General features: G+C 63.4%; 20 protein-coding genes and 1 pseudogene. 13 read left to right on the top strand and 8 right to left on the bottom strand.

All coding sequences use genetic code 11. The features are described from left to right. Positions 1–99 (bottom strand): annotated as a pseudogene (locus FSY59_RS27855) (allantoinase); the annotation flags it as partial. Next, positions 96–773 carry a GntR family transcriptional regulator gene (locus FSY59_RS26765; RefSeq protein WP_019043607.1) on the bottom strand — a complete coding sequence of 226 codons (678 nt, stop codon included), beginning with the start codon at positions 771–773 and terminating at the stop codon, positions 96–98. The gene FSY59_RS26765 and the pseudogene FSY59_RS27855, both read right to left, overlap by 4 nt. A gap of 212 nt (positions 774–985) precedes the next feature. On the opposite strand from FSY59_RS26765, the gene FSY59_RS26760 reads away from it, so the two are divergent. Then, a complete protein-coding gene (locus FSY59_RS26760) occupies positions 986–2,338 on the top strand; it encodes a glycerate kinase (protein WP_148730003.1) in 1,353 nt (450 codons plus the stop codon). Positions 2,339–2,482: 144 nt separating this feature from the next. Here FSY59_RS26760 and FSY59_RS26755 read toward each other — a convergent pair whose 3' ends face one another. Beyond that, positions 2,483–3,400 carry a LysR family transcriptional regulator gene (locus tag FSY59_RS26755; protein WP_003052436.1) on the bottom strand — a complete coding sequence of 306 codons (918 nt, stop codon included), beginning with the start codon at positions 3,398–3,400 and terminating at the stop codon, positions 2,483–2,485. A gap of 108 nt (positions 3,401–3,508) precedes the next feature. On the opposite strand from FSY59_RS26755, the gene gcl reads away from it, so the two are divergent. The 3 genes from gcl (at position 3,509) to glxR (ending at position 7,247) form a co-directional block, all read left to right on the top strand. Next, a complete protein-coding gene (gene gcl, locus FSY59_RS26750) occupies positions 3,509–5,299 on the top strand; it encodes a glyoxylate carboligase (protein ID WP_003052437.1) in 1,791 nt (596 codons plus the stop codon). A 148-nt stretch (positions 5,300–5,447) separates the two neighbouring features. Next, positions 5,448–6,251 (top strand): hydroxypyruvate isomerase, encoded by an 804-nt coding sequence (gene hyi, locus FSY59_RS26745; protein ID WP_148730002.1) that lies wholly within the window; start codon positions 5,448–5,450, stop codon positions 6,249–6,251. An 84-nt stretch (positions 6,252–6,335) separates the two neighbouring features. Continuing rightward, positions 6,336–7,247, top strand: a complete 912-nt coding sequence (glxR, locus tag FSY59_RS26740) for a 2-hydroxy-3-oxopropionate reductase (RefSeq protein WP_003052441.1) — start codon at positions 6,336–6,338, stop codon at positions 7,245–7,247. Positions 7,248–7,343: 96 nt separating this feature from the next. On the opposite strand, the gene ggt is transcribed toward glxR, so the two are convergent. Continuing rightward, positions 7,344–9,179 (bottom strand): gamma-glutamyltransferase, encoded by a 1,836-nt coding sequence (gene ggt, locus FSY59_RS26735; protein WP_043374516.1) that lies wholly within the window; start codon positions 9,177–9,179, stop codon positions 7,344–7,346. A gap of 327 nt (positions 9,180–9,506) precedes the next feature. Here ggt and uraH point away from each other — a divergent pair, with 327 nt between their 5' ends. Next, entirely contained in the window at positions 9,507–9,857 is a 351-nt protein-coding gene (gene uraH / locus FSY59_RS26730; protein ID WP_003070903.1) for a hydroxyisourate hydrolase, read from the top strand. Between the two features lie 135 nt (positions 9,858–9,992). On the opposite strand, the gene FSY59_RS26725 is transcribed toward uraH, so the two are convergent. After that, on the bottom strand, positions 9,993–10,382 hold the full coding sequence (locus tag FSY59_RS26725) for a DoxX family protein (RefSeq protein ID WP_003052449.1): 390 nt from the start codon (positions 10,380–10,382) through the stop codon (positions 9,993–9,995). 326 nt (positions 10,383–10,708) lie between these two features. Here FSY59_RS26725 and FSY59_RS26720 point away from each other — a divergent pair, with 326 nt between their 5' ends. Beyond that, complete coding sequence (locus FSY59_RS26720) at positions 10,709–11,293, top strand: YSC84-related protein (protein ID WP_003052451.1); 585 nt, start codon at positions 10,709–10,711, stop codon at positions 11,291–11,293. Between the two features lie 137 nt (positions 11,294–11,430). Here the strand turns inward: FSY59_RS26720 and FSY59_RS26715 are convergent, their stop codons facing one another. Together FSY59_RS26715 and FSY59_RS26710 are read right to left on the bottom strand one after the other, a co-directional pair. Beyond that, entirely contained in the window at positions 11,431–12,789 is a 1,359-nt protein-coding gene (locus FSY59_RS26715; protein WP_148730001.1) for a sensor histidine kinase, read from the bottom strand. Next, entirely contained in the window at positions 12,782–13,477 is a 696-nt protein-coding gene (locus FSY59_RS26710) for a response regulator transcription factor (protein ID WP_003052457.1), read from the bottom strand. Before FSY59_RS26710 ends, FSY59_RS26715 begins: the two co-directional genes overlap by 8 nt. Before the next feature lie 404 nt (positions 13,478–13,881). On the opposite strand from FSY59_RS26710, the gene FSY59_RS26705 reads away from it, so the two are divergent. The 3 genes from FSY59_RS26705 (at position 13,882) to FSY59_RS26695 (ending at position 19,905) form a co-directional block, all read left to right on the top strand. After that, entirely contained in the window at positions 13,882–15,360 is a 1,479-nt protein-coding gene (locus FSY59_RS26705; protein WP_003052459.1) for an efflux transporter outer membrane subunit, read from the top strand. Between the two features lie 111 nt (positions 15,361–15,471). Beyond that, on the top strand, positions 15,472–16,749 hold the full coding sequence (locus tag FSY59_RS26700; RefSeq protein WP_003052460.1) for an efflux RND transporter periplasmic adaptor subunit: 1,278 nt from the start codon (positions 15,472–15,474) through the stop codon (positions 16,747–16,749). A gap of 3 nt (positions 16,750–16,752) precedes the next feature. Then, positions 16,753–19,905 (top strand): efflux RND transporter permease subunit, encoded by a 3,153-nt coding sequence (locus tag FSY59_RS26695; RefSeq protein WP_050872029.1) that lies wholly within the window; start codon positions 16,753–16,755, stop codon positions 19,903–19,905. Positions 19,906–19,990: 85 nt separating this feature from the next. On the opposite strand, the gene FSY59_RS26690 is transcribed toward FSY59_RS26695, so the two are convergent. Then, positions 19,991–20,401: a hypothetical protein gene (locus FSY59_RS26690; protein WP_019043604.1), complete on the bottom strand. Its 411-nt coding sequence runs from the start codon at positions 20,399–20,401 to the stop codon at positions 19,991–19,993. Positions 20,402–20,666: 265 nt separating this feature from the next. Between FSY59_RS26690 and xdhC the strand changes: the two genes are divergently transcribed. From xdhC to FSY59_RS26670, 4 genes are all read left to right on the top strand, one after another. Next, positions 20,667–21,497: a xanthine dehydrogenase accessory protein XdhC gene (xdhC, locus tag FSY59_RS26685; RefSeq protein ID WP_148730000.1), complete on the top strand. Its 831-nt coding sequence runs from the start codon at positions 20,667–20,669 to the stop codon at positions 21,495–21,497. A gap of 292 nt (positions 21,498–21,789) precedes the next feature. After that, positions 21,790–23,100 carry a urate hydroxylase PuuD gene (locus tag FSY59_RS26680; protein WP_003052469.1) on the top strand — a complete coding sequence of 437 codons (1,311 nt, stop codon included), beginning with the start codon at positions 21,790–21,792 and terminating at the stop codon, positions 23,098–23,100. A gap of 116 nt (positions 23,101–23,216) precedes the next feature. After that, positions 23,217–23,855 (top strand): Crp/Fnr family transcriptional regulator, encoded by a 639-nt coding sequence (locus FSY59_RS26675; RefSeq protein WP_148729999.1) that lies wholly within the window; start codon positions 23,217–23,219, stop codon positions 23,853–23,855. 248 nt (positions 23,856–24,103) lie between these two features. Further along, on the top strand, positions 24,104–26,179 hold the full coding sequence (locus FSY59_RS26670) for a diguanylate cyclase domain-containing protein (protein ID WP_003052474.1): 2,076 nt from the start codon (positions 24,104–24,106) through the stop codon (positions 26,177–26,179). Positions 26,180–26,216 lie beyond the last annotated feature (37 nt).

Genomic DNA, 26,216 nt, shown 5'->3' with positions numbered 1-26,216 from the left:
AACGGCCACGCGGGCTTTGCCGGGCCATTCGGGATGGGGCGTGTTGCGGCCGTAGCCAATCAGGTCGCGTGGGTAGGAGGCGGTGGAATCGTAAGTCATAGGGATACGGATGAAAGTGCCATCGACAAGTCGTTCGTTGGCAAATCGCGGTCGAAGGTCAGGCCTGCTTCCACGTGGTCCAGGTGCAGCTGCATCAGCTGCACCGCATGTTCGGCATCGCCCGCGGCCAGCGCGGTCACGATGTCGGCATGTTCTTCGTGCGAATGCTCGGCCGCCGATGCAGACTGGTACATCAGGGTGATCAATGCGCAGCGGGAAATCAGCTCGCCCAGCAGCTGTGCCAGCACCTCGTTGCCCATGAGCTCGGCCATGCGCACGTGGAAGTCGCCCAGCAGCTCGGTGCGCTGGCCCACGTCATTGGCTTCCATGGCCTTCTTCTCGGCAGCCACATGCTGCTTGAGGGCGCGAATCTTGGCGGCGCTGCTTTGCTTGACAAAGCTGCGCACCATCTCGGCCTCGAGCATGCGGCGCACGGCAAACACCTGGCGCGCCTCGTCCACCGAAGGCGTGGCCACAAAGGCGCCGCGGGCGGGCTCGAGCCGGATCAGACGGTTCTGCGAAAGCTGGAACAGGGCCTGGCGCACCAGGGTGCGGGAAACTCCAAAGTGGTCGGCCAACTTTTGCTCGGCCAGCTTGGTGCCGGGCATCAGGCGATGCTCGACGATGGCCTTGGTCAGGCTTTCGACAATGAAACTGGTGGTGGAAGTTTCCATAAATCCATCATAGCGGTTGAAGACAAGTTTTGTATACAGTTTCTGTTCACCAAACATGGTGTTTGTATCGATGTTCAGGCGCAGAAAGCTGTGCGCAAGCGCGCAAACCCAATGGGAGCAAGGGCTTGCAACATTGGTATTGCAAAGATCAGCAGTGTTGTGACTGGGGGCCCTCTGTAAGGGAAAAAAGCCCGAATGCACAATGCGCAGCTATGCAAGCACAGAATACATCCTCGCGCGCGCAGGCCGCGGCAACGCCTGTTCCCCAGCAAGACCCGGCTGGCTTTCTGCGTCATCTATATGACGTGGCGGTGCGCAATGCCCTGCCCATCGAGGGTCTGGCGCGCCATCTGCCCAAGCCGCCCAAGGGGCGCACACTGGTGCTGGGCGCAGGCAAGGCCGGCGGCTCCATGGCGCAGGCGCTGGAAGCTCTGTGGCCGCAGGATGCCCCGCTGTCGGGTCTGGTGGTGACGCGCTACGCACACATTCCCCCACGCCCCGAAGGGCTGGCCCAGCGCCTGGAGGTGGTGGAAGCCGCCCACCCGGTGCCGGACGCGGCGGGTCTGGCTGCGGCCGAGCGCATTCTGGCGCTGACCGAGGGGCTGACGGCCGACGATCTGGTGATCTGCCTCATCTCCGGCGGTGGCTCTTCCCTGCTGACGCTTCCCGCCGAAGGCATCGACCTGGCTGAGAAGCAGCGCATCAACAAGGCGCTGCTGGAGAGCGGCGCGGCGATTGGCGAGATGAACTGCGTGCGCAAGCACCTCTCGCGCATCAAGGGCGGCCGTCTGGCAGCCGCCTGCCATCCCGCCAAAGTGGTGACGCTGACCATCAGCGATGTGCCCGGCGACGATCCTTCGGTGATCGCCAGCGGACCGACGGTGCCGGACGCGTCGACCTGTGCCGATGCACTGGCCATCCTGGACCGCTACCAGATCGGCATTCCCGAGTCCGTGCGCGCTGCGCTGCAAGCCGGCGAGCTGGAGACGCCCAAGCCCGGTGATGCCCGCTTCGAAGGCCATGAGGTGCATCTGATCGCCACGCCGCAGCAGTCGCTGAAGGCCGCGGCGGCGGCTGCCCGCGCGGCCGGCATTGCCGTGCATGTGCTGTCTGACGAGATGGAGGGAGAGTCGCGCGAGGTGGGCAAGGTCCATGCAGCGCTGGCGCGTGCCGTGGCCAGGCATGACCAGCCTTTTGCCAAGCCCTGCGTGATTCTCTCGGGTGGCGAAACCACGGTGACCATCCGCCCGCGTCAACCCGGTGCGGCCAAGGGGCGCGGCGGGCGTGCCGGCGAGTTCTGCCTGGGTCTGGCCCAGGCCCTGCAGGGTCAGGAAAAGGTCTGGGCGCTGGCTGCGGATACCGACGGCATCGACGGTGTCGAGGACAATGCGGGAGCCCGTGTCTCGCCCTGCACGCTCAAGCGCGCGGCAGAGCTGGATCTGCGCATCAGCGATCACCTGGATCGCAACGATGCCTATGGCTATTTCTCGGCACTGGGCGATCTGGTGATCACCGGTCCGACGCATACCAATGTCAACGACTTCCGTGCCATCCTGGTGCTCTGATCCGCTGTATCGATAGCAGCTTGCGCCTGAACATCAAGGATTTCAGGCTGTATTGATGCTGAAGTTATTGACCAGAGGGCGGTAGGTGCTTTGTTTTTAATAGCGATATGCAGGGATTGATTCTTTTGCAGAATCAATATGCAATCACCCGCCCCGCGGCAGATCCTCCCACCAGGCATCGTCGAACTTGCCCTGAAGGAAGGCGATGAAGGACTGCACTTTCTGCGGCACCAGACGCGGCGAGGGGTAGACGGCGTGGATCTCCTGCTCGGGCAGGCGGCAGGTCTTGAGCACTTCCACCACGCGACCGTCCTTGAGCGAATCCTGGGCCACGTAGCGCGGCAGGGCCGCAATGCCCATGTGCGAGCGGGCCGCAGCCAGCAGGGCCGAGAGATTGTTGGAGCGCAGCCGCCCGGTAACGGGAATCGACACCGGCTCGCCGCTGGCATTGCGCAGGCGCCAGATATCGTTGCCCTGCACGCTGCTGTAGATCAGCGTGGAATGCTCCTTGAGGTCCGAGGGGCGGCGCGGCGTGCCGTGCTTGCGCAGATAGGTGTTGGAGGCCACCAGCACCCAGGGGTTGACGCCCAGCATGCGCGCGCCCAGCGAGGAGTCGGCCAGCTTGCCCAGGCGCAGTGCCACGTCGATGCCGTTGGCCACCAGATCGGTGTAGCGGTCCTCGAAGCTCAGATCGACCTGTACCTGCGGGTTGTGCTTCATGAAATCCATGGCTAGCGGAATGAGTACCCGGCGTCCGAAGGCCACCGAGCTGCCGATGCGCAGCTGACCCTGGACCTGGGTCTGGCGCACCTTGACCACGTTCTCCGCTTCGGCCACGTCGCTGACGATGATCTTGCACTTTTCGTAGTAAAGCGCGCCGGCTTCGGTCAGGCTCACGCCGCGCGTATTGCGGTTGAGCAGACGCACCTTGAGGCGAGCCTCCATGGCCGCGACCTGCTTGGTCACGGTGGGCTGGGTGGTGGCGAATTCCTGGGCGACCTTGGTGAAACTGCCGGTCTCCACCACGCGCACAAACATGTGCATCGCGTCGAGTCTGTCCATGGGTTCATCTCCTATTTATTCTTGGGTGGAATAAATTTTATGGTCTGCAACCGGCTTCCGGCAAGCAAGGGTCTTGACTAAAGTTCATTTCAGTTTGAAGGAGACCTCATGGCCAAAATGAAAGCAATCGAAGCCGCAGTCCGCGTGCTCGAAAAAGAAGGTGTTAGCGTTGCATTCGGCGTTCCCGGTGCCGCCATCAATCCGCTGTACGCAGCGCTGAAGGACCACGGTGGCATCGGCCACATCCTGGCCCGTCACGTCGAAGGCGCCAGCCACATGGCCGAAGGCTACACCCGTGCGGTGGCCGGCAACATCGGCGTGTGCATCGGCACCAGCGGCCCCGCCGGCACCGACATGATCACCGGTCTGTACTCGGCCAGCGCCGACTCCATTCCAATCCTGTGCATTACCGGCCAGGCACCTCGCTCGCGTCTGCACAAGGAAGACTTCCAGGCCGTGGACATCGCCTCCATCGCCAAGCCCGTGACCAAGTGGGCCACTACCGTGCTGGAACCTGCCCAGGTGCCACGTGCCTTCCAGCAGGCTTTCCACCTGATGCGCTCCGGTCGTCCCGGCCCCGTGCTGATCGATCTGCCCATCGACGTGCAACTGGCCGAGATCGAGTTCGACATCGACACCTACGAGCCCCTGCCTGCCTACAAGCCAGCTGCCTCGCGCAAGCAGGCCGAGAAGGCCATCGAGATGCTCAACGAATCCGAGCGTCCCTTGCTGGTCTCCGGCGGCGGTGTGATCAACGCCGATGCCTCCGATCTGATGGTCGAGCTGGCCGAGATCCTGAACGTGCCCGTGATCCCCACCTTGATGGGCTGGGGCACCATCCCCGACGATCACCCCCTGATGGTCGGCATGTGCGGTCTGCAGACCAGCCACCGCTACGGCAATGCCAACATGCTGGCTTCGGACTTCGTGTTCGGCATCGGCAACCGCTGGGCCAACCGTCACACCGGCTCGGTCGAGGTCTACACCAAGGGCCGCAAGTTCATCCACGTGGACATCGAGCCCACGCAGATCGGCCGCGTGTTCGCGCCTGACTACGGCATCGTCTCCGATGCCAAGGCGGCTCTGGAGCAATTCGTTGCCGTCGCCAAGGAGTGGAAGGCAGCCGGCAAGCTCAAGTGCCGCAAGGCCTGGGTGGCCGAGTGCCAGGGTCGCAAGAACAGCGTCGAGTATCTGCGCAAGACCAACTTCGACAACGTGCCGATGAAGCCCCAGCGCGTCTACCAGTGCATGAACAACACGCTGGACCGCGACACCACCTATGTGTCCACCATCGGTCTGTCGCAGATCGCCGGTGCCCAGTTCCTGCACGTGTACAAGCCCCGCAACTGGATCAACTGCGGCCAGGCCGGTCCTCTGGGCTGGACCACTCCCGCCGCTCTGGGCGTGCGCGTGGCCGATCCCCAGCGCAAGATCGTGGCGCTGTCCGGCGACTACGACTTCCAGTTCATGATCGAAGAGCTGGCCGTGGGGGCGCAGTTCAAGCTGCCCTATGTTCACGTGCTGGTGAACAACAGCTATCTGGGTCTGATCCGTCAGGCACAGCGCGCTTTCTCGATCGACTATTGCGTGCAATTGGCGTTCGACAATATCAACATGGATGAGGGTGATGCGACCCGCGGCTACGGTGTTGACCATGTTAAGGTCGTTGAAGGCCTGGGTTGCAAGGCCATCCGCGTTCATCGCGCCGAAGACTTTGCCCCCGCCATGCAGCAGGCCGAAGCCTGGATGGCCGAGCACAAGACCCCTGTGGTGATCGAGTGCATCCTGGAGCGTGTGACCAACATCTCCATGGGCGCCGAAATCGACAACGTGGTCGAGTTCGAAGACCTGGCGACCGAAAAGGCCGACGCGCCCAGCGCACTGGCTCTGCTGGACTGATAGGAAAACTCCCCCTGAGCGGCTGTGCCGCTCCCCCCTGCCTTTGCAGGAGGGGGACGACGCTTTCGCTGCGGGGCGGCGCGGCCGGCTCAGGCCCTTGCTTGGCGTCCGCCAGCCCCACCATTAACGATTACCGGAGACTTTTATCATGCCCCGTTTTGCAGCCAACCTGAGCATGTTGTTCACCGAGGTGCCTTTCCTCGAGCGTTTTGAGCGTGCCGCAAACGCAGGCTTTGAAGCCGTGGAGTTTCTCTTCCCCTACGCTCATACCGTGGAAGAGATCAAGGAGCGCCTGGACGCCACCGGCCTGAAGATTGTTCTGCACAACCTGCCCGCTGGCGACTGGGATGCGGGCGAGCGCGGCATTGCCTGCGACCCCAAGCGCGTGGACGAGTTCCGCGCCGGCGTGGTCAAGGCCGTGACCTATGCCCACGCCCTGGGTGTGCCCCAGCTCAACTGCCTGGCCGGCAAGGTTCCTGCCGGTGTCGACACTGCCGTGGTGCGCCGCACTTTCGTGGAAAACCTGCGCTTTGCTGCCGCCGCCCTGAGCGCTGCCAACATCCGCCTGCTCATCGAGCCCATCAACCCCTTCGACATCCCCGGCTTCTACCTGAACCGCACCGAGGATGCCCTGTCCATCCTGGACGAAGTGGGTGCGCCCAACGCCTTTGTGCAGTACGACATCTACCACGCCCAGCGCGTGGAAGGCGAGCTGGCTGCCACCATGCAAAAGCAGCTGGGCCGCATCGGTCACATCCAGCTGGCCGACAACCCCGGTCGCAACGAACCCGGCACCGGCGAGATCAACTACCCCTTCCTGTTCGCACACCTGGATCGCATCGGCTACGACGGCTGGATCGGCTGCGAATACAAGCCCGCCAACGGCACCGAGTCCGGCCTGGGCTGGCTGCAGAAGATCGGCGGCTGGAGCAAGGTCGCCGTGGCTGCCTGAATGGATGACAAGGCCTGTGGCGCCTGCTCGCAAAGCGCCACCAGCCCCCGAATTTGAGTATCAAGAAAACTGAGGAGTACAACCATGAACGCATCGTCTCTCAAGCTGGGCTTTATCGGTCTGGGCATCATGGGCGCGCCCATGTGCGGCCACCTGATTGCGGCCGGCCACCAGCTGTTCGTCAACACCGTGGGCAAGGTGCCTGCCAACATCGCCGAAACCAGCGCCACCCAGTGCACCACCGCTCGCGGCGTGGCCGAGCGTGCCGACATCATTTTCATCATGGTGCCCGACACTCCCGACGTGGAGAAGGTGCTGTTCGGTGAAGACGGCGTGGCAGCCGGTCTGAAGGGCAGCGCCGGCAAGATCGTGGTCGACATGTCCTCCATCTCGCCCGTGGCCACCAAGGACTTCGCCAAGCGCATCGAAGCCGCCGGCGCCCAGTACCTGGACGCTCCCGTCTCCGGCGGTGAAGTCGGTGCCAAGAACGGCACCCTGTCCATCATGGTCGGCGGCCCCGATGCGGCTTTCGAGCGCGTCAAGCCCCTGTTCGACAAGATGGGCAAGAACATCACCCTGGTGGGCGGCAACGGCGACGGCCAGACGGCCAAGGTGGCCAACCAGATCATCGTGGCGCTGAACATCGAAGCCGTGGCCGAAGCCCTGCTGTTCGCATCGCGCGCCGGTGCCGATCCAGCTCGCGTGCGTGAAGCCCTGCTGGGCGGCTTTGCCTCTTCCAAGATCCTGGAAGTGCATGCCGAACGCATGATCAAGCGCACCTTCGATCCCGGCTTCCGCATCGCCTTGCACCAGAAGGACCTGAACCTGGCCCTGTCCAGCGCACGTCAGCTGGGCGTGTCTCTGCCCAACACGGCACAGGCACAGGAACTGTTCAACAGCTGCGTGGCCCACGGCGGTGCAGCCTGGGATCATTCGGGCATGGTGCGTGCCCTGGAAATCCAGGCCAACTTCGAAATCGGTCAGAAGGCTGAATAAAGAGAGGTGGGGAGGGCGGCCACTGGCCACGCGTACGGCCAGCAGCCGCCTCAAGTGAAAGCCGCGCTCGGGGGAGCGCGGCTTTTTTGTTCGGCGTCAGAACCCCATGGTTTTTCCATCAGGATTGCGCGGGTCCGAGGCACCGCGCAGCAGGCCGTCACGGACCTCGATGGTCTGCGAGCGGCCCATGGATGCCTTCAGTGCCACCTTGTGGCCCCATTGCCTGAGCAGGGCCAGCGTATCTGGGCTGAAGCCTTTTTCAACGCGCAGCTCGTCAGGCGTCCACTGGTGATGAAAGCGCGGCGTGGACGCCGCCTCGGCCGGGTTCATGCCGAAGTCGATGTGATTGACGACCTGCTGCAGCACCGTGGTGATGATGCGCGCTCCGCCCGGACTGCCGGTGACGAGGACCGGCTTGCCGTCCTTGAGCACCAGGGTCGGCGTCATCGACGACAGCGGCCGCTTGCCGGCCTGCACGGCATTCGCATCGCCGCCCACCAGACCATAGGCATTGGCCACACCGGGCTTGGCCGAGAAATCGTCCATCTCGTTGTTGAGCAGAATGCCCGTGCCCCTGGCGACGATGCCGCTGCCGAAATTGGTGTTCAGCGTATAGGTCACGGCCACGGCATTGCCGGCCTTGTCCACCACGGAGTAATGGGTGGTCTGGTCGCTTTCATAGGCCTGGGGCCGGCCGGGCCGGATGTCCTGGCTGGGCCTGGCCTGCTGGGGCTTGATGCCCGCAGCCAGCTCGCCGGCATAGTTCTTGGAGATCAGTCCCTTGAGCGGAATCTTCACGAAGTCCGGGTCGCCCAGGTATTCCGAGCGGTCGGCATAGGCGAGCTTCATGGCCTCGGTCATGTAGTGCATGCTTTGCGCACTGTTGGCGCCCCATTGATTCATGGGCCAGCGCTCCATCATGTTCAGAATCTGAATCAGATGCGCGCCGCCCGAGGAGGGCGGAGGCATGGTCACGATCTGGTAGCCACGGTAGCTGCCGCGCACGGGTTCGCGCTCGGCCACCTTGTAATCGCGCAGGTCCTGCAGAGTGATGGCATTGGCATGCGGTGCCATTTCAGCAGCGATCTTCTGCGCGATCGCTCCCTGATAGAAAGCCTTGGCGCCTTGCTGGCTGATCAGGCGCAGGGACTGCGCCAGATCCTTTTGCACCAGCCGCTCGCCGGTTTGCAGCGGCGCGCCGTTCTTCCAGAAAACGGCCTGGGTGGCCGGCCAGCGGCCCATCTGCTTTTTTTCCTGCTCCAGGGTCTTGGCCAGGGTTACGCTGACGGGATAGCCCTTGTCCGCCAGCGCAATCGCCGGCGCCATGACCCTGGCCAGCGGCATGCTGCCCCAGCGCGAGAGCGCGTGCGTCATGCCCGCCACGGTGCCGGGCACGCCCACGGCGTAGTGGGTGTGGAGCGATTTCCCGTCTATGACCTTGCCATCGGCATCCAGGTACATGGTGCGTGACGCGCCCCTTGGGGCCACCTCGCGGAAGTCCAACGCAATGTCCTTGCCGCTCCGCGTATCGTGCACCATCATGAAGCCGCCGCCGCCGATATTGCCGGCATTGGGCAGGGCCACAGCCAGGGCAAAGCCCACGGCCACGGCGGCATCGACGGCATTGCCGCCCGCTTTGAGAATATCCACGCCGATCTGCGTGGCCAGTTCCTGCTCCGAGGCCACCATGCCGTTCTTGGCGATGACGGGGTGAAAGACATCCAGCTCGAAGTCGTAGGCGGCAGCGGCAGCCTGGGCGGCGGCAGTCTGGGTGACGGCTGGCGCGGCGGCCTGGGCCTTGGCATCGTTGCCGCTGGCCTGAGCCGTGCCGTCCTTGCGCGCGGGCTCCGGCGCTGCGGTGCTGCTGCAGGCGCTCAGGCCGGTCAGAGCGATGAGCAGGCTGGCTGCCAGGGCGGTGGTGCGCAATTGCATGCGTTGTCTCCTGTTCGCTTGATGAGTCGGACCAGTGTATAGAGGCTGGAAAGGAAGCCAACCGGGCAGACCTGGCTATGTGCCTGAAAGTCAAGGCAGAAAAGCCTTTGATGGAGTACAGAAACTGTATACACTTTGGAAATCAAAGCGCAGCGCTCGCACGCGGGCAGACTTTGTGATGGCATAGATGTTTTAGGACTTACGCAAACAAGAATGCAACAACGGCCTGCCTTCTGAGGCAGACGTCCTGCCTGAACTCGTTTTTTGCGCAAGTCGTGTGTTTGATACAACCAAGGGCAGTGGCAAACTGCCTGTGAGGAGATTTCCATGGGCCTGAGCACCCACGTTCTCGACACCATGAATGGCTGCCCCGCCGCAGGCATGGCCGTCGAGCTGTTTTCCACCGAAGGCGACAAGGCCACGTTGATCAAGAGCCTGGTGCTCAATCACGACGGCCGTACCGATGCGCCGCTGTTCGACAACAACACGCTCAAGGTCGGCACTTATCGCCTGACCTTTGACGTTGCGGCCTACTTCAAGGCCCGTGGCGTGCAGCTGCCGGAACCCAGCTTTCTGAACAAGGTGAGCCTGGACTTCGGCGTGGCCAATGTGGAGCAGCACTACCATGTGCCTCTGCTGGTCAGTCCCTGGAGCTACTCCACCTATCGCGGCTCCTGAGCGGGACGTAAGTTTCTCGAAGCGGGAGATATATCAAAAACAAGAGCGGCTTGCGCACGTCATTTAAAGGTTTCAGCATGAAAAGGCATTGAAACCAATAGATGACAGGCGCAAGCCGCTCCTGTTTTTAATGACTTATTTGCCTTTGGAATAGGCCATGGCCACCACCAGGGCGCTTACGAAGTAAAAGGCCTGCAACTCCAGCGCCCAGCCGCCGGTGTTGTTGAGCATCAGAATCTGCCGGGTGTGCATCAGCGCAAATGCCACCACCATATTCACCGCAATCACCAGGGCGGCCGGCACCACCCACAGGCCCACCAGCAGCAGCAAGGGGGCGACCACTTCGCCCAGATAGACCGCATAGGCCAGAAAGCCCGGAGCGCCCAGGCTCTCGATCTTGGCCTCGATGCTGCCGATGCCATAGCGAATCTTGGCCCAGCCGTGCAGCAGCATGAGCAAGGCCAGCGTGACACGCAGCACAACCAGCGCTGCCTTGGGGTGGTGAAAATAATTCCAGAACTTCATGAACTTCCTGTCGTCCGAGCTATGGCTACATCAACAATGCTAGCGCCTATTTCAGTGTTCTCGCTTGATCGCGCTTAGATCAGGCCCGTTCTTGGCGCATGTCCTTGTTGTAGGTATTTTTCGACACCTGCGCTTGTCTTCTGTAGGCCAATGGCGCAAGCTGTAACTGCCGGGTTTTATCGGCAAGGCTGCCGACTAGCATCGAGCCAACCCTGCATCTGACAGCTTTGCATCGGGGGGATGTGCAAAAGCGAACCAATGTCGGACCGCAGGACCTTCTGCCTCTGAAATGTGTCTACACATTCATCCCATGAAAGGATATAGGTATGCGTCAAATTTCTCTGCGTTCTGTTGCGATGGCTGCCGCACTGGCTGCCGGTGCCATGACCATGACGGCCTGCACCACGACCAAGCCTGAAACCGCAGCGGCGCCCCGTGCTGATGCCACGACGATCAATACGCGTGCCAATGCAGCACTGGAGCGTCTGTACCAGACCGCACCAGGATCCAAGGAAATGGTGCAACGCGCCAAGGGGGTGCTGATCTTCCCGTCGGTGATTGGCGGCAGCTTTGTGGTGGGGGTCGAGCATGGCCGTGGCGTGCTGCGCGTGGGCGGCCAGAACCGTGGCTTCTACAGCACCACGGCGGCTTCCATCGGCTGGCAGGCCGGCGGCCAGTCCAAGGCCGTGATCTATGTGTTCAACACACAGGAAGCGCTGGACAAGTTCCTGCGTAGTGACGGCTGGTCCGTGGGCGCCGATGCCACCGTGGCCGCCGGCAGGATCGGCGCCAACGGCAGCGTTGACACCACGACCGCCCAGGCTCCCGTCACCAGCTATGTGCTGACCAATGCGGGCCTGGAGGCTGGCGTGTCGCTGCAGGGCACCAAGATCACCAAGGTGGTCGAATAAGCCTTGCCGGCTTGTTGCCACAAACAACCGGCCTCGGCCGGTTTTTTGTTGTCCGCAGCCGAAGGCATGCGTTGCATGCGCGCCGGGCCCGGGAGTTGTGCGGCCAGCGCGCAGGCAGTGCCCCGCAGCCTGCCGGCTCACTGCGCAAACGCGATTTCGATGCAGGTTCCCCTGCCTCGCGGATGGTCGAGAATCCTCAGCACCGCACCATGCCTTGCAGCGATTTCCTTGACGATGGGCAGCCCCAGACCGCAGCCATCGCCGCTACCGTCCTGGCCGCGATAGAAGCGCTCCAGCACCAGCGGCCTTTCCTGGGCGGGAATGCCCGGTCCGTCGTCGTCCACGGCCAGCAGGACGGGAGATGACTGCAGGCTCAGGGTCACCCTGCCGCCTGATTGGCCATAGCGGATGGCGTTGTCCACCAGATTGCCGATCAGCTCGCGCAGCAGCACTGCCGAGCCCGGCACCCAGACGCCGGCGTCCGGGCCGTCGTAGCCCAGGTCCATGTGGCGGGCAATGGCCGCATCGGCCCAGCGTTCGAGCTCCTCACGCGCCAGCTCGGCCAGATCCACCGGCGTCATCGGCATGGATTGCTCCGATCGCGCCAGCGTCAGCAACTGGTGGGTGAGGTGGCGCGCGCGCCTCACGGCGGTGAGGATATGCGTGAACGCTTCGGCCCGCCGGGCTTCGTCGGGCTCGCGCACCGCCCGCTCCGTCTGTACCTGCAAGGTCGTGAGCGGCGTGCGCAATTGATGGGCGGCGTTGGCGATGAAGCGCTGCTGCACATCCTGCGAGTTCGCCACTCTTGCGATCAACTGATCCAGGGCGTTCAGCAGGGGCTCGAGCTCCGTCGGCACTCCCTCTGCCTTGTCCAGTGGTGCCAGCTTCTCGGGTTCGTAGCGATCCAGATTGCGCGTGAGCCTATCAATGACCTTGAGGCCGGAATCCACGGCAAGCCACACCACGACACCTGCCAGCATCAGCACCAGCGCCAGCAGTGGCACGGCGTAACGCAGGATTTCCTCGATGATGGAATCGTGCTTGCGCCGGGTCTGTGCCACCTGGATGAGGAACTCGTCGTTGGGATATTGCAGGCGCACCGCCACGATGCGAACCTGGCGCGGGCCGATTCTGCCGTCGTAGAAATAAGGCGTGTTCAGTGCCAGGCCGCTAGGCGGCAGCGGGAAGTCGGCGTTGTGCAGCATGACGCCATGCTTGAGCGAGCGCACTTCTTCCGAGATTTCATCGATGCTGTCGAACTCGAACATCTCCTTGGCCGCCTTTGGCAGGTCGAGTATGGAGCGCTCGCCGTCATGCGTGATCTGCTGGGCCAGCGTCATGGCGGCGTCGTAGAGCCAGCGGTCGTAGACGACGGAGGCGATATGCCTGGCCAGCCAGATGGTGCCCAGTGCGCCAAAGATCAGGGTCAGGGACAAGGGCCCGAACAGGCGCACCAGCAGGCGTCGGCGCAGGCTGAAGCGGGTCGACTTATTCATGGGTCTGAGGGCGGGGCTGCTGTTCCAGGCGGTAGCCCAATCCGCGCAGCATGCGAATGCCGACACCGGCGCCGGCGTCCTCCAGCTTGCGCCGCAGGCGGCTCACGAAGACCTCGATGGAGGAGGGATTGATGTCGCTGGCCCAGGTGTAGAGCGACTCGATGATCTGCTGCTTGCTGATGATGCGGCCCTGGCGCCTGAGCAGCAGCTCCAGCACCGCCATCTCGCGCGCCGTGAGCATCAGTTCATGGTCGTGCACGGTGGCGATGCGTGCCGCCGGGTCCAGCATCAGGTCTCCAAACCCCAGCGTGAGGCTGGCGCCGCTGGACGATCCGCGCCGCAGCAGCGCGCGAATGCGCGCTTCCAGCTCACCCAGCGCAAAGGGTTTGGGAAGATAGTCGTCGCCGCCCGCGTCCAGGCCGGAGATGCGATCTTGCAGATCGTATCTGGCCGTGAGGATGATCACGGGCGCCGCGACCCCCTGTCTGCGCAGACGGCGCAGCACGCTGAGGCCGTCCTCATCCGGCAGTCCAAGGTCGAGGATCAGCAATTCATAGGCCGTGGTTTTGCAGGCCTCTGTGGCAGCGTGGCCGGTGTGCACCGCGTCCACCGCGTAATTGGATTGCGCAAGGCTGTGCACCAGGCCATTGGCCAGTTCCAGGTCGTCCTCGATCAAAAGCAGGCGCATGGCAAGTCATCCGGAAAGGTTCAAGAAAGCTTGGGGAAGGGCTGGATCAAGCTTCGATTGCTAGAGTCAAAAAGTCTTCCGCGATTGTCACATCGGAGAGCGAAAACAACCAATGCGGATGGTGATCGAGCATGGCGCCTCGATGGGAGCACGGCCCGTGGATTCCATGGCGTTGCTGCTTTGCGCAGACGCCTGCGCCGCGCTTGATCGGCGGTGTTTTGCTTCGAAGTCACGCCGGCTCACGGGCTGCAGAACACCGTCTGTCCTGACAGGGTCGGCCCTGTTGGGGGACTCTCCCGGCAGCTGCCGATCATAAGTGGGATGCAGAGTTGGCAATGGTGCCGGCCCTGTCGTAAGAAACTTTTTGTCCCAGGCCTGCGGCACTGGGAAGGAGCACTTGCAGAGTGAGCCCCATAGTATTCAGAACGAGCAGCGACCTGCGACTCCTCGCCTTGCCGGTCTGGGCGGTGCTGCTGACAGGCTGCGCGGTCGGCCCCGATTTCCAGCGGCCGCCACCGCCCGCCAATGCGGCGTTCACCCGCGAAGCATTCCCGGCCGCCACCGTCGCTGCGCCCGGAAGCACCGGGCAGGCGCAGCAGTTTCTGGCAGGAGTCGATGTGCCGGATCGCTGGTGGACGCACTTCCAGTCGCCCGAGCTCGATGCCCTGGTGCAGGAGGCGCTCAAGGCCAACCCGACCGTGGCGGCGGCGCAGGCCGCGCTGCGCCAGGCTCAGGCCATGGTGAAGGCGCAGCGCGGTGCATACCTGCCCAGGGTGCAGGCCGGATATACGCCGAGTCGCCAGAAGGACGCCGGCGAGTCGCCCTTCACTCTGCACACGGCGCAGGTGTCGGTCGGCTTCACGCCCGATGTTTTTGGCGGCAACCGGCGCGCGGTCGAAGCACTGCGTGCCTCGGCCGAGGCACAGCGCTTTCAGCTCGAAGCCACCTATCTGACGCTGGCTGCGAATGTGGTGACGACGGCTGTCGAGCAGGCGTCGGTGCGCGATCAGATTGCCGCGACCCGGGCCATTGTGCTCGCCAATACAAGGGCGCTGGAGATTCTGCGGCGCCAGCTGGCAGTGGGTCAGGTGGCCGGGCTGGATGTCGCCCTGGTGGAAGCTGCCTTGGCACAGAGCGAGCAGCAACTGCCAGAGCTCGAGAAGCAGCTGGAGCAATCGCGCAACGCCCTGGCTGCGTTGATCGGCCGCTTGCCGGCCGAGGCGCCCGAGCACCAGTTCAGCATCGATTCGCTGAAGCTGCCTCAGGAGCTGCCGCTGAGTCTGCCTTCCCAACTGGTGGAGCAGCGTCCCGATGTGCGCGTGGCGGCGGCCGAGCTGCAGGCAGCCAGTGCGCAGATCGGTGTCGCCACGGCCAATATGCTGCCGCAGTTCTCGCTCACGGCTGCACGTGGCGGAGCGGCCGGCGCGTTCGGCCAGATGTTTGCGACAGGCAATCCGTTCTGGAGCATCGTTGCCGAGATGAGCCAGACGCTGTTTGCGGGCGGCACGCTGATGTATGAGCGCAAGGCTGCTCAAGCAGCCTTCGACCAGTCTGCGGCGCTCTACAAGGAGGCGGTGATCGCCGCATTCCAGGATGTGTCCAACACGCTGTATGCCTTGAAGTCGGACGCCGAAGCGCTGAATGCGGCCGTGCGCACCGAGCGTGCCACGCAGCGTGCGCTGATGCTGGTGCAAAAGCAGCTCGCCGCCGGCGAGGTGGACGCGCTGGCCCTGACGGCAAGCCAGCAGGCTTACCAGGAAGCGGTGATCGCGCGTGTACAGGCCCAGGCAGCTCGGCTGGTCGATACCGCTGCGCTCTTCCAGGCGCTGGGCGGCGGCTGGTGGAACCAGGCCAGGGCCGACACGGTGGCATCCAAGGATTAGCACCGGCACAACGACAGGACGCGGCACGACAGCCAAGCCTCCCGGCCTCTCTTTGCCGGATGGCTGCCGTGCGGCGGATGAGAACCGATATTTCTGGAACTAGCGACTGATATGGACAAGCATCACCACAACCCTGTTTTGCGCTTATCTCCCAAAGCCACCGTTCTGGTCATCCTGGCATCCTGCGTGGTGCTGGGCGGCGGGGTGCTGCTGTGGCAGGGGGGAGGCAAGCGCATGCCTGCCGCGGCGGCCGCGACGCAGGCCTCTGCAGCCAAGACGCGTCAGCATCTGTTCCATCCCAGCGAAAAGCAGCGTGCAGCCTTCACCGTGCAGCAGGTGCAGAGTCGGCCGTTCCATGCCGAGGTGGTGACTGAAGGCAAGATCGCCCTGGACGAAAACCGCCTCACCCGCATTTATTCGCCATTTGGCGGACGCGTGACCGAGCTGCTGGTCAATTCCGGGGACAAGGTGCAGCGCGGGCAGAAGCTGCTATCGGTGGAAGCCTCGGACTCCATCGAGACGCAAAAAGACTTTATCGCCGCCCTGGGCGACCACCGCAAGGCCAAGTCCCAGCTCGAGCTGAGCGCTGCGGTGGAAGCCCGGCTCAATGCCCTGCACAAGGACGAAGCCGCCTCGAAAAAGGACTGGGATGAGGCGCGCGCAGCCCTGCTGGCGGCGCAAAGCGACCTGCGTTCGGCCGAGATTGCGCTGCAGGCCGTGCGCAGCCGTCTGAAGCTGCTGGGCAAGACGCCGGCCGAGATCCAGAAGTTCGAGAACAGCGGTGTCATCTCATCGGATGCCCCGGTGTACTCCCCCATCGCCGGCGTGGTGTTGCAGCGCAATGTGGGCCCGGGCCAGTTCGTGGACGGCGGCTCGGGCGATGGCGAGGCGCCGCTGCTGATCGGCGACATCTCCAAGATCTGGTTGCTGGCCTATGTGCGCGAAAGCGATGCCGCAGCCGTTCGCCTGCAGCAGCCCGTGGACTTCACGGTGCTGACGCTGCCCGGGCAGACCTTCAATGCCAAGGTCAGCTACGTGGGCTCTGCGCTGGACGGAGACAGCCGCCGCCTGCTCGTGCGCGCCGTGGTGGACAACCGCGACGGCCTGCTCAAGCCCGAAATGTTCGCGCAGGTGCGCATCCTGACCGGAGAAACCGCGCCCAGCCTGGCCGTGCCGCGCGAGGCCGTGATCCACGAGGGCGATGCCACCCGTGTCTGGATCATGAACGCCGACGGCAGCGCCGAGCTGCGCAGCTTCAAGGCCGGTCTGGTCAATGGAGACTGGATGCAGGTGCTCGATGGGCTTCAGCCCGACAACCAGGTCATCACCGCGGGCAGCCTGTTCATCGACCGCGCAGCCGCCCTGGCTTCTGCAAGAGACAACAAGTAAGCCATGATCCACGCACTCATCAAATCGGTCCTGCAGTTGCGGGGTCTGGTCATCGCCATGTTCCTGGTGTTGCTGGGAGTGGGCGTGATTGCCTTCACCAATCTCAACATCGAGGCCTACCCGGACCCTGTGCCGCCTGCCGTGCAGGTCATTACGCAGAACGAAGGCCAGTCGGCCGAGGATATCGAGCGCTATATCACCATTCCGGTCGAGACCGGGCTGACCACGGCCCAGCATTTGAGCGCCATCCGCTCGATCTCGCTGTTCGGCCTGTCCGACGTGCGTCTGCAGTTCACCTATGACCTGACCTACGAGGAAGCACTGCAGAAAGTGCTGAACCTGCTGGCCCAGCTGCCGCCGCTGCAAAACGGCGTGCAGCCCGAAATCTCGCCCTGGAGCCCGATTGGCGAGGTGTACCGCTATCAGCTCGTGGGTCCTCCCGGCTACAGCGTGCTCGATCTGCGCACGCTGCAGGACTGGGTGGTCGAGCGGCGTTTTCGCGCCGTGCCCGGTGTGCTGGACGTGTCGAGCTGGGGCGGCAAGACCAAGGTTTTCGAAGTCCAGGTCGACACCAGCAAGCTGGCGGCCTTCGGCCTGACGATGCCGGAGCTGGTGGAAAAGCTCAATGACAGCAATGTCAACGTGGGAGGCCAGACCGTCAACGTGGGCCAGCAGTCGGCCGTGGTGCGCGGCGTGGGCCTGATCCAGCATATCGACGACATCCGCAACACGCTGCTCACGCAGTCGAACGGCAATCCGGTGCGGGTGAGCGACATCGGCGAGGTCAAGGTCAGCCAGCTTCCGCGTCTCGGTATTGCAGGGCGTGACGACAACGACGACATCGTGCAAGGCACGGTGCTGATGCGCCGCGGCGAGAAAAGCACGCCGGTCATGGCTCGCGTGAAAGCCGAGGTGGATCGCATCAATGCGTCCGACCTGCTGCCGCCAGGCGTGCGCATCGAGCGCATCTACGACCGCAGCGAGCTGATCGCAATCACCACCAAGACGGTGCTGTTCAACATCCTGTTCGGTGTGCTGCTGGTGTTCGGCGTGCAGTGGTTGTTCCTGGGCGATCTGCGCAGTGCCGTGGTGGTCGCGTCGGCCATTCCGTTCGCCTTCTTCTTTGCCATCGCAATCATGGTGCTCAGAGGCGAGTCGGCCAATCTGCTGTCGCTGGGGGCGATCGACTTCGGGTTGATCATCGATGCCACGGTGATCATCGTGGAGAACATCTTCCGGCATCTATCGGGCCATGCGAACAACGGCGAGCATGGAGACTCGCAGGCACCGCTGGCGCCCGTGCCCGCCGGCTTTACCGGCAAGCTGGCTGCTATCTACCGCGCCTCGACCGAGGTAAGCAAGCCCATCATGTTCGCAGCCATCATCATCCTGGCCGGCTTCCTGCCCTTGTTCACGCTCAGCGGCGTGGAAGGCCATATCTTCGGGCCCATGGCGCAAACCTATGCCTATGCACTGGCCGGCGGCCTGATCGCCACCTTCACGGTGGCTCCGGCGCTGAGCGCATTGCTGCTGTCGGAGAACGCCGAGCACCGCGAAACCTGGTTTGTGCGCAAGCTGCGCTGCATCTACCTTCCGGCGCTGCGCGCTGCCATGGCGAACAAGTTCACCACGGTGGCCGGGGCTGCCGTGCTGGTGCTGGCCTCGCTGATCGGTATCCGTGGGCTGGGTCTGGAATTTCTGCCGACGCTGGAGGAGGGCAATCTGTGGGTGCGTGCCACCATGCCGTCTTCGATTTCGCTGGAGGCCGGCAATGACACGGTGAACCGTATCCGCCGCATGATCTCGGCGCTTCCCGAGGTCGACACCGTAGTCTCGCAACAAGGCCGCACCGATGACGGCACGGACTCCAACGGCTTCTTCAACGCTGAGTTCAATGTGCCCTTGCTGGCCCGGGCGCACTGGCGTCCCGGCATGGACAAGCCGCGCCTGATCCGCGAACTGGGGGTGCAGCTGGAGGAGGAGTTCCCCGGCGTGGAGTTCAATTTCTCCCAGTACCTGCAGGACAACGTGGCCGAGTCGATATCGGGCGTGAAGGGCGAGAACACGGTCAAGGTGTTCGGCTACGACCTGGATCAGCTCAAGGCGACTTCGGAGCAGATCAAGGAGGTGATGAGCGAGGTTCCGGGGATCACTGACCTGAGTGTGTATACGCTGCTCGGCCAGCCCACGCTCAATATCCAGGTGGACCGGCTGGCAGCGGGCCGCCATGGCCTGAGCACCGGGGACGTCAATACCGCAATCGAGGCGGCCATAGGCGGCACTGAAGCGGGCAATCTGTTCGAGCGAGGCAGCGACCGCTTCTTCCCGATCCGGGTGCGACTGGCGGCCGAGTACCGCAACGACATCGAGGCCATCAAGCGCCTGACCGTGGGCGCCAAGGACGAAGAGTCCGGCCGTGTGCATCAGATCCCTCTGAGCGAGATCGCCAAGGTGGAACTGGTCTCGGGTCCGGCCTTCATCTACCGCGAAGGCCAGCAGCGCTACATTCCCATCAAGTTCAGCGTGCGCGACCGCGACCTGGGCGGTGCCATCCACGAGGCGCAGGAGCGCATCGCCAAGCTGAAGCTGCCACCGGGCTATCGGCTGGAATGGGCCGGCCAGTTCGGCAATCTGCAGGACGCCATCGATCGTCTGACCGTGATCGTGCCGGTGACGCTGGTCCTGATTGCGCTGCTGCTGTATGCCACTTTCGCCTCGTTCACGGACACGATGCTGGGCCTGAGCGTGATACCCATGGCCATGGTGGGCGGTGTGTTTGCGCTGTTCGTCACGGGCACGCCCTTCAGTGTCTCGGCGGCGATTGGCTTCATCGCGCTCTTTGGTATCGCGGTGATGGAAGGCATCATCCTGCTGTCGTACTTCAACCAGCTGATGGCGCGCGGGCGGGAACGCTCGGCTGCGGTGCTCGAGGCCTGCGAGGTGCGCTTCCGTCCCGTGATGATGACCTGCCTGGCGGCCGCCGTGGGGCTGCTTCCGGCAGCCTTCTCGACGGCCATCGGTTCCCAGGTACAGCGCCCGCTGGCACTGGTGGTGGTCGGTGGCATCAGCATGGCGCCGCTGCTGGTGCTGATCGTCTTCCCGGTACTTATCTCGCTGTTCTCGCGCCGGGACCGCAGCGCTGCGATGGCCGGGTGATTCTTGGCGTCCTGAACCAGGAGAGCAGCCGGCGCAGCGCCGGCACTTCGGCCCGCTGTTTGAGCGGGCCGCTTGATATGTGGGGTTACTCGCCCAGCTGACCTTCGGTCAAGGTGTCGAGCTGGAAACGTCCCGACTTGTCCCACAGCCAGGTGTCGGTATAGGTCACGCTGCGACCCGGCGCAGGAAAGGGCGCGGCGGAGCGCACGGCCCGCTCGATTTCGGCCACCACTTCGGGAGCGTGACTGGGCTTGCGCATCCAGTGCAGGTTTTTCACACGGCCCTGGCCGTCGAGCTGGACCTGCAACACGCCGATTGCATACAGCATGGGCGGCAGCATGCCCTTGTAGATGCGGCCCGAGTTGCGCTCGTACAGATGCTGGGCGGCCTGCTTGCGATAGCTTGGACTGGCCTTGTCGGCAGGCGTCGTGCCTATGGACGGGCTTTGAGGCGCGATCTGACAGGCGGTCAGCACGGCGGCAACGGCAGCCATCATCCCGGTCCGCAGCCAGTTCAGGGGACGGCGGACTGGTTTGGCGGGGGAGGGGTCGTGGGTTTCGGACATGACGCCAAGCGTAGCCGTAAATGGGTGGGGGTCGCAGCCTCAGGGCTGAATTCCGATGCCGCCCCATGAAAAATCTGCAACCACTCGTCAGACAGGGCCTGGATATGCATCCGATTAAGGTGCTCATACGCTTGTTTGTCTATTGCGGACCGGAAAATGCATGAATATCGGTCATCAAAGCAATCGGCGTTCAGTCATGTGGAGCGAAACACAGCAAGGAATCTTGAACCGTCTGGCGCAGCAGCCGCTGTGCCGGGTGCAGGTGCAGGCCACCCGTGGCTCCGTGCCCCGTGAGGAGGGGGCCTGGATGGCTGTGTTTGCCGATGAGGTGATGGGGACGATAGGCGGGGGCCATCTGGAATGGCAGGCGATTGCCCTGGCGCGTCAGTTGCTGGCGCAGTGGGGCGGGGATTGCGCCGCCTCGCGCGAGCATGTCCAGCGCTATGCCCTTGGCCCCAGCCTGGGCCAATGCTGTGGCGGTGCGCTGGAGTTGCACTTCGAATGGTTCGAGGCCCGCGATGCCCAGCGTCTGCGGGCCTTGATGCCGGAGCCCTCGCAATGCGTGGCCTTGTTCGGTGCGGGCCATGTGGGGCATGCGCTGGTGCGCATTCTGCGCAGCCTGCCGTACCGGGTGATCTGGGTGGACAGCCGCGATGCAGTCTTTCCAGTGCAGGAGCAGATTGGCGTGCAGTGCGAGCATTCCGATCCGGTCCAGGCCGCGGTGGCGCAGCTGCCGCCGCAGTCGCAAGTGCTGGTCATGAGCTTCAGCCATGCCGAGGACCTGGAAGTGGTGGCCCAATGCCTGTTGCGCCAGCGCGAGCGGGGAGACCTGCCTTTTGTGGGACTGATCGGCAGCAAGACCAAGTGGGCCAGCTTCAGCAGCCGCTTGCGCAGGCGAGGATTCAGCGACGAGGAGCTGGCTCACATCACCTGCCCGATCGGCGTTCCGGGCATTACCGGCAAGGAGCCCGAGGTGATCGCGGTCGCAGTGGCGGCGCAGCTTCTGCAGCATCTGCCTGCGAGCTGATGGTGCGGGGTATGCCCTGATTTGGTGCATCGGGCATGTAAACCGCCGGTTGCATGCCCTGAAAAGCAGGCCCGATACTTGCTCATGGCTCTCGTACTAGGGAAATCTCTAGGGTGGTTTATCCCGAATTCGAGAGTTGTAGTCGCAAAAATTGCATACACTTTCGGTCGACAGAATGGTCGCAGCGGTGCCCCGTGTGTAACGTCCGGGAGCGCGGCCTTTTCTTCTGCTCAGAGCGCCCGCAGTGGTGAGCAGGTTGTTCGGCAGCCCCACGCTGCCAAGGTTCAGAGCTATGGAAAGCTACATTCTCGACTGGGCCGGCCTGCTGTTGCGGTGGCTCCACGTCATTACCGCGATCGCCTGGGTCGGTTCCTCCTTCTACTTCGTGTTCCTGGACAGCAGCTTGACGCCGCCCGTGGATGACGACCTGAAAAAGCAGGGCGTCAACGGCGAACTCTGGGCTGTGCACGGTGGCGGTTTCTACCACCCCGTGAAGTTCAATGTGTCTCCTCCCAAGATGCCGGATCACCTGCACTGGTTCTACTGGGAAAGCTACACCACGTGGCTGTCCGGTTTTGCCCTGCTGACGGTCTCCTACCTCTGGAACGCCAATATCTATCTGGTCACTCCCGGCGACCCCAATGCCATGAGCACCGGCGCTGCCGTGGCTTCGGCTCTGGGCTTCCTGGTGGTCTTCTGGCTGCTGTATGACTTCATCTGCCGCACCTTCGGTCAGAAGAAGAATGGCGATGCCACGGTAGGCGCCATGGTTCTGGTGCTGGTGTGTATCGCAGCCTATCTGGCCTGCCACATCTTCCCCGGCCAGGCAGCCTTCCTGCTGATGGGCGCGATGATCGCGACCTCCATGAGCGCCAACGTGTTCTTCTGGATCATTCCTGGCCAGCGCAAGGTGGTGGCATCCCTGAAGGCTGGCGAGCCCGTGGACCCGCGTCACGGCCAACGTGCCAAGCAGCGCAGCGTGCACAACACGTATTTCACGCTGCCGGTGCTGTTCGCCATGCTGTCCAACCACTATGGCTGGCTGTATAGCCACAAGATGAACTGGCTGGTGCTGATCGGCATGATGTTTGCCGGCGCTGCCATTCGCCAGTTCTTCGTGATGCGCCACGGTTACAAGCTGGGCCGCAACAACCACCCCTGGCCTTACGCTGCTGTCGGTGTGGCTGCTCTGCTGGCCGTTTTCGTCTGGCTCAAGCCCGCGCCCGCTCCCGTTGCTGCAGCGTCTGCCGCTCCTGCTCCGGCCGCGACTGCTGCTCCTGCAGCGCCCGCTGTCACTGCCACTGCCGAGCCAGCGGCTCCCGCCGCCGAAGGCGCAGCCACGGCACCGGCTGCTGCCGGTGGTGAAGGCTTCGCCAAGGTCAATGCCATCTTCCAGCAGCACTGCGTGGTCTGCCACGGCACGGCCATCCAGCAAAAGGCTGTCCGTCTGGACTCGCCCGACGCTGTGAAGTCGCACGCTCAGCAAATCTACCAACAGGTGGTGCAGCTGAAGAAAATGCCTTTCGGCAACCCTGGCGCACTGTCCGAGGACGAGCGCAATCTGATCAAGACCTGGTACGAGTCCGGCGCCGCCGTGAACTGAGTATGGGCTTGTGAAGCGCAAAAGCCGCAGTTTTCACTGCGGCTTTTTTGTTGCGTACCATGCCTTGTTGATGTGGCTCAACATGAATCGGCAAAAAGACCGGCACAGTGAAGCACATGTTCACCATGCCCTCCATGTCGCAAATCGCTTCCACGTTTGGGCAGCCCGAGAGCTTTGCTCCAGGCTACTGGCTCAGGCAACGTCGCAAATCCCTCGATTCGGTGCTGTACCTGGAAAGCGGCAGCGTGATGCTGGGTGTGGGACAGGATTCAGCCATGCGCCATCACCTCGGACAGGTGGAAGGGCCGGCTTGGCTGGACGCGGCTTTTGCACTGCAGGATCGCCCTTCCTGCCTTGATATGCAGGCACAGACCGCAGGGCGCATCTACATCATTCCTCTGGCGCGCTTTCTCGGTGCTGTGGCGGAGCTGGCCCCGGCCGTGCAATACCTGCTCAGGGATATGGCCAAAGCCTATTGCTCGCAGACCGACTTGGCGGTCAGCCGACTAGCGCAGGATGCAGAAGCCCGCTGTGCCCAGTGGTTGCTGAGCCATGCCAGTCCGGCTGGAAACGGCATTGGCTTGCGTGTCACCCTCAAGGCGCGCAAACGCATGATTGCCGCCCAGCTGGGGATTGCACCGGAAACCTTCTCGCGCGTGCTCAGGCAGTTGCGCGAGCATGGTCTGATTGCCGGGCGGGGCAATGTCATTGAATTGCCCAGGCCAGGCGCTCTGGAAGTGCTGGCGCTGGGGTAAATACCGGGCCGGGCCCCTGGGCCCCGCAACGTCTGGCAATGCGCTGACTGGAGTCGCTCGGCGTAGCATTTATCGACAACCTCCGGGGTTTCCTCTCGTTGGGTTGCAGACATCGGCTCTCTATATTGAGGCCCATGTCAGATGCTGTCCTCTCACTGCCATCAGAGCCGCCCTGGGTTGCGCCGCCGCAGCCAGAGGAGGCTGCTGCCGTAGCAGATGCTGGCCGGGTACGCAGAGGGCCCGGGCCCATGCTGCGCAGCATGGTGCTGGTTGCCATGATCGCTGTGCTGCTGGCTGGCACCGGCGCTGCGGGTTGGGTGGCCTACTCCCTGCGCCGGGCCGTCACGGATGGAGCCTTGCCGGCGCAGACCAAGGCATTGGAGTACGCGGCGCGTTCGCTGGCCTTCAGGGTCGAACAGCAGCAAAAGCCCTTGCATGCTCTGTCCGCTGTGCTGGCGGGGCATATGCATGACTCCCAGGAGTCTCTGGAGGCCTTGCTCAGGCAGCCCGCATCCATGGCGCAGCAGTACGAGCAGATCCAGCTTGCCAATGGCAAGGGGCAGTTGCTGGTCAATCTGCGCCAGGAGCAGGCGCTTTCCGCAGAGCAGCTCGACGAGCCGCTGCGCGAAGTGCTCAAGCGCTCGCTGGCAGAGGGCAAGCCCATTACTCAGGCCTGGGTGCGTCCCGGTGATGCAGGGCTGCAGCTGGAGTTTCAGAACGTGGTGCCGGTGCGCGATCTGCAAGGCAAGCTGCAGGGGGTTCTTGGCGGCAGCTACCGGGCACCCTTGTCGGTTTTGTTTTCGCTGGAATCCACTTCTGCCGAAGCGGGTGGTCAGTTGCTGCTGATTGATCGCGATCTGCGTCCGCTGGCTTTCAGCAGCAAGGGACAGTGGCAATTGCCGGCCGCTGCGGGCGATGCCGTGCTGCCGGGCGGAATCGATCGGGCCTGGCTCAAGATGGCGCAGGCCGGTGCGGTCAGCGAGCAGAGAAACAACCAGCTCTGGAGCGCCATGCCTTTGCCCTGGGCGCAATGGACTTTGCTGAAGGTCAGCGATGTCCAGGAATGGGTGCCCGGAGTCTCGGCCAGGATGATGGGCTGGCTGGCCACGGCCTTGCTGGCATTGGCCGGACTGCTGGGTGTGGTGCTTTGCCTGATCGCCTATCCGTTGACGGCCTTGTTTCGCTCGGCAGAGCGGGCTTCCCGACGCGGCTTGATGCTGGAGATGGATTCGGCCACCCGGGGCGCCAACTGGTGGCATGGCCTGTCCGATCATGACTGGGGAGAGGCCCAGACTCTGCGCTCTGCCTTGCAGGCCCTGGGTGGCGGATACGAGGCGCATGGCGAGCAGGAGCGTGAACTGCAGATGCAGCTGCAGACCTTGATGGACTATGCCCCTGTGGGGCTGATCGTGACGCATGGCTCCACGGTGCAGCGTGTGGGCATGCAGGCCGCCAGGGTATTGGGCTATCAGCCTCGGGAAATGCAGGGCCTGGCCGTGCGTGACTTGTGTGCCAGCGAGGCCGACTATGAGGATTTGATGGGGCGGGTCCGGCGTGCACTGGATACCTACGGACAGTTTGATGGCGAAGTCTGCCTGATGCGCAAAGATTCAAGGCCGATATGGGTGCGAATTCACGGCCAGAGCATGCTGCGCATGCACCGGGCCTGGGAGCAGTCGGGAAAGGCGCTGGATGGCCAATATCTGGTCTGGGAGCTCGAGGATGTGACCACTCAGCGCCAGTTGCGCGAGCAATCGAGCTGGAAAGCCATGCACGATCCCTTGACGCGCCTGCCCAACCGCACGGCTTTCGCCCTGCGGCTCAAGGAATGGCTGCAGGAATATACGAGCCGCGACTATCTGGAAAGCATGGGGCGAGCGAATGCGATCTCGCGCTCCCAGAGCGAACCCATGGTGCATGGCATCGTGCTGTATGTGGATCTGGACCACTTTTCCCAGGTCAATCGTCAGGGAGGGCGCGAGGTGGGCGACGAGGTGCTCGGTCATATCGCTCGGTTGATCGAGTCCACGGTGCGCCCCCATGGCTGGGTCGCCAGGGTGGGGGGCGATGAATTTGCGATTCTCATGGCCGGAATCAGCCGGGAAGAAGGAATGCGCCATGCGCAACTGCTGTGCATGGCCATCCAGGACTGGGAGGGCTCCTACCAGGGCCAGCGCTATATGTTGAGTGCCAGCATCGGCATGTTGCTGCTGGATGCCAGCTACCACACTGCGGCCAGCGCCTTCAAGGGGGCCGACATGGCCTGCTATGCCGCCAAGCGCAAAGGGCGCAACCGCGTGGAAGTGATGACGGCAGCGGTCTGAGCCGGATTGAGCATGCCGAATTCAAGGCAGATATGAC

The organism is Comamonas sp. Z3 (assembly GCF_008121565.1).
In the GTDB taxonomy this organism is placed as follows: Bacteria; Pseudomonadota; Gammaproteobacteria; order Burkholderiales; family Burkholderiaceae_C; genus Comamonas; species Comamonas brasiliensis.
This window is presented reverse-complemented; position numbering and strand designations above follow the sequence as displayed.

Bases quoted from the DNA above. Each gene is read 5' to 3' on its own strand.
- FSY59_RS26765 (WP_019043607.1), bottom strand. From the start codon at position 773: ATGGAAACTTCCACCACCAGTTTCATTGTCGAAAGCCTGACCAAGGCC.
- FSY59_RS26760 (WP_148730003.1), top strand. From the start codon at position 986: ATGCAAGCACAGAATACATCCTCGCGCGCGCAGGCCGCGGCAACGCCT.
- FSY59_RS26755 (WP_003052436.1), bottom strand. From the start codon at position 3,400: ATGGACAGACTCGACGCGATGCACATGTTTGTGCGCGTGGTGGAGACC.
- gcl (WP_003052437.1), top strand. From the start codon at position 3,509: ATGGCCAAAATGAAAGCAATCGAAGCCGCAGTCCGCGTGCTCGAAAAA.
- hyi (WP_148730002.1), top strand. From the start codon at position 5,448: ATGCCCCGTTTTGCAGCCAACCTGAGCATGTTGTTCACCGAGGTGCCT.
- glxR (WP_003052441.1), top strand. From the start codon at position 6,336: ATGAACGCATCGTCTCTCAAGCTGGGCTTTATCGGTCTGGGCATCATG.
- ggt (WP_043374516.1), bottom strand. From the start codon at position 9,179: ATGCAATTGCGCACCACCGCCCTGGCAGCCAGCCTGCTCATCGCTCTG.
- uraH (WP_003070903.1), top strand. From the start codon at position 9,507: ATGGGCCTGAGCACCCACGTTCTCGACACCATGAATGGCTGCCCCGCC.
- FSY59_RS26725 (WP_003052449.1), bottom strand. From the start codon at position 10,382: ATGAAGTTCTGGAATTATTTTCACCACCCCAAGGCAGCGCTGGTTGTG.
- FSY59_RS26720 (WP_003052451.1), top strand. From the start codon at position 10,709: ATGCGTCAAATTTCTCTGCGTTCTGTTGCGATGGCTGCCGCACTGGCT.
- FSY59_RS26715 (WP_148730001.1), bottom strand. From the start codon at position 12,789: ATGAATAAGTCGACCCGCTTCAGCCTGCGCCGACGCCTGCTGGTGCGC.
- FSY59_RS26710 (WP_003052457.1), bottom strand. From the start codon at position 13,477: ATGCGCCTGCTTTTGATCGAGGACGACCTGGAACTGGCCAATGGCCTG.
- FSY59_RS26700 (WP_003052460.1), top strand. From the start codon at position 15,472: ATGGACAAGCATCACCACAACCCTGTTTTGCGCTTATCTCCCAAAGCC.
- FSY59_RS26695 (WP_050872029.1), top strand. From the start codon at position 16,753: ATGATCCACGCACTCATCAAATCGGTCCTGCAGTTGCGGGGTCTGGTC.
- FSY59_RS26690 (WP_019043604.1), bottom strand. From the start codon at position 20,401: ATGATGGCTGCCGTTGCCGCCGTGCTGACCGCCTGTCAGATCGCGCCT.
- xdhC (WP_148730000.1), top strand. From the start codon at position 20,667: ATGTGGAGCGAAACACAGCAAGGAATCTTGAACCGTCTGGCGCAGCAG.
- FSY59_RS26680 (WP_003052469.1), top strand. From the start codon at position 21,790: ATGGAAAGCTACATTCTCGACTGGGCCGGCCTGCTGTTGCGGTGGCTC.
- FSY59_RS26675 (WP_148729999.1), top strand. From the start codon at position 23,217: ATGTTCACCATGCCCTCCATGTCGCAAATCGCTTCCACGTTTGGGCAG.
- FSY59_RS26670 (WP_003052474.1), top strand. From the start codon at position 24,104: ATGCTGCGCAGCATGGTGCTGGTTGCCATGATCGCTGTGCTGCTGGCT.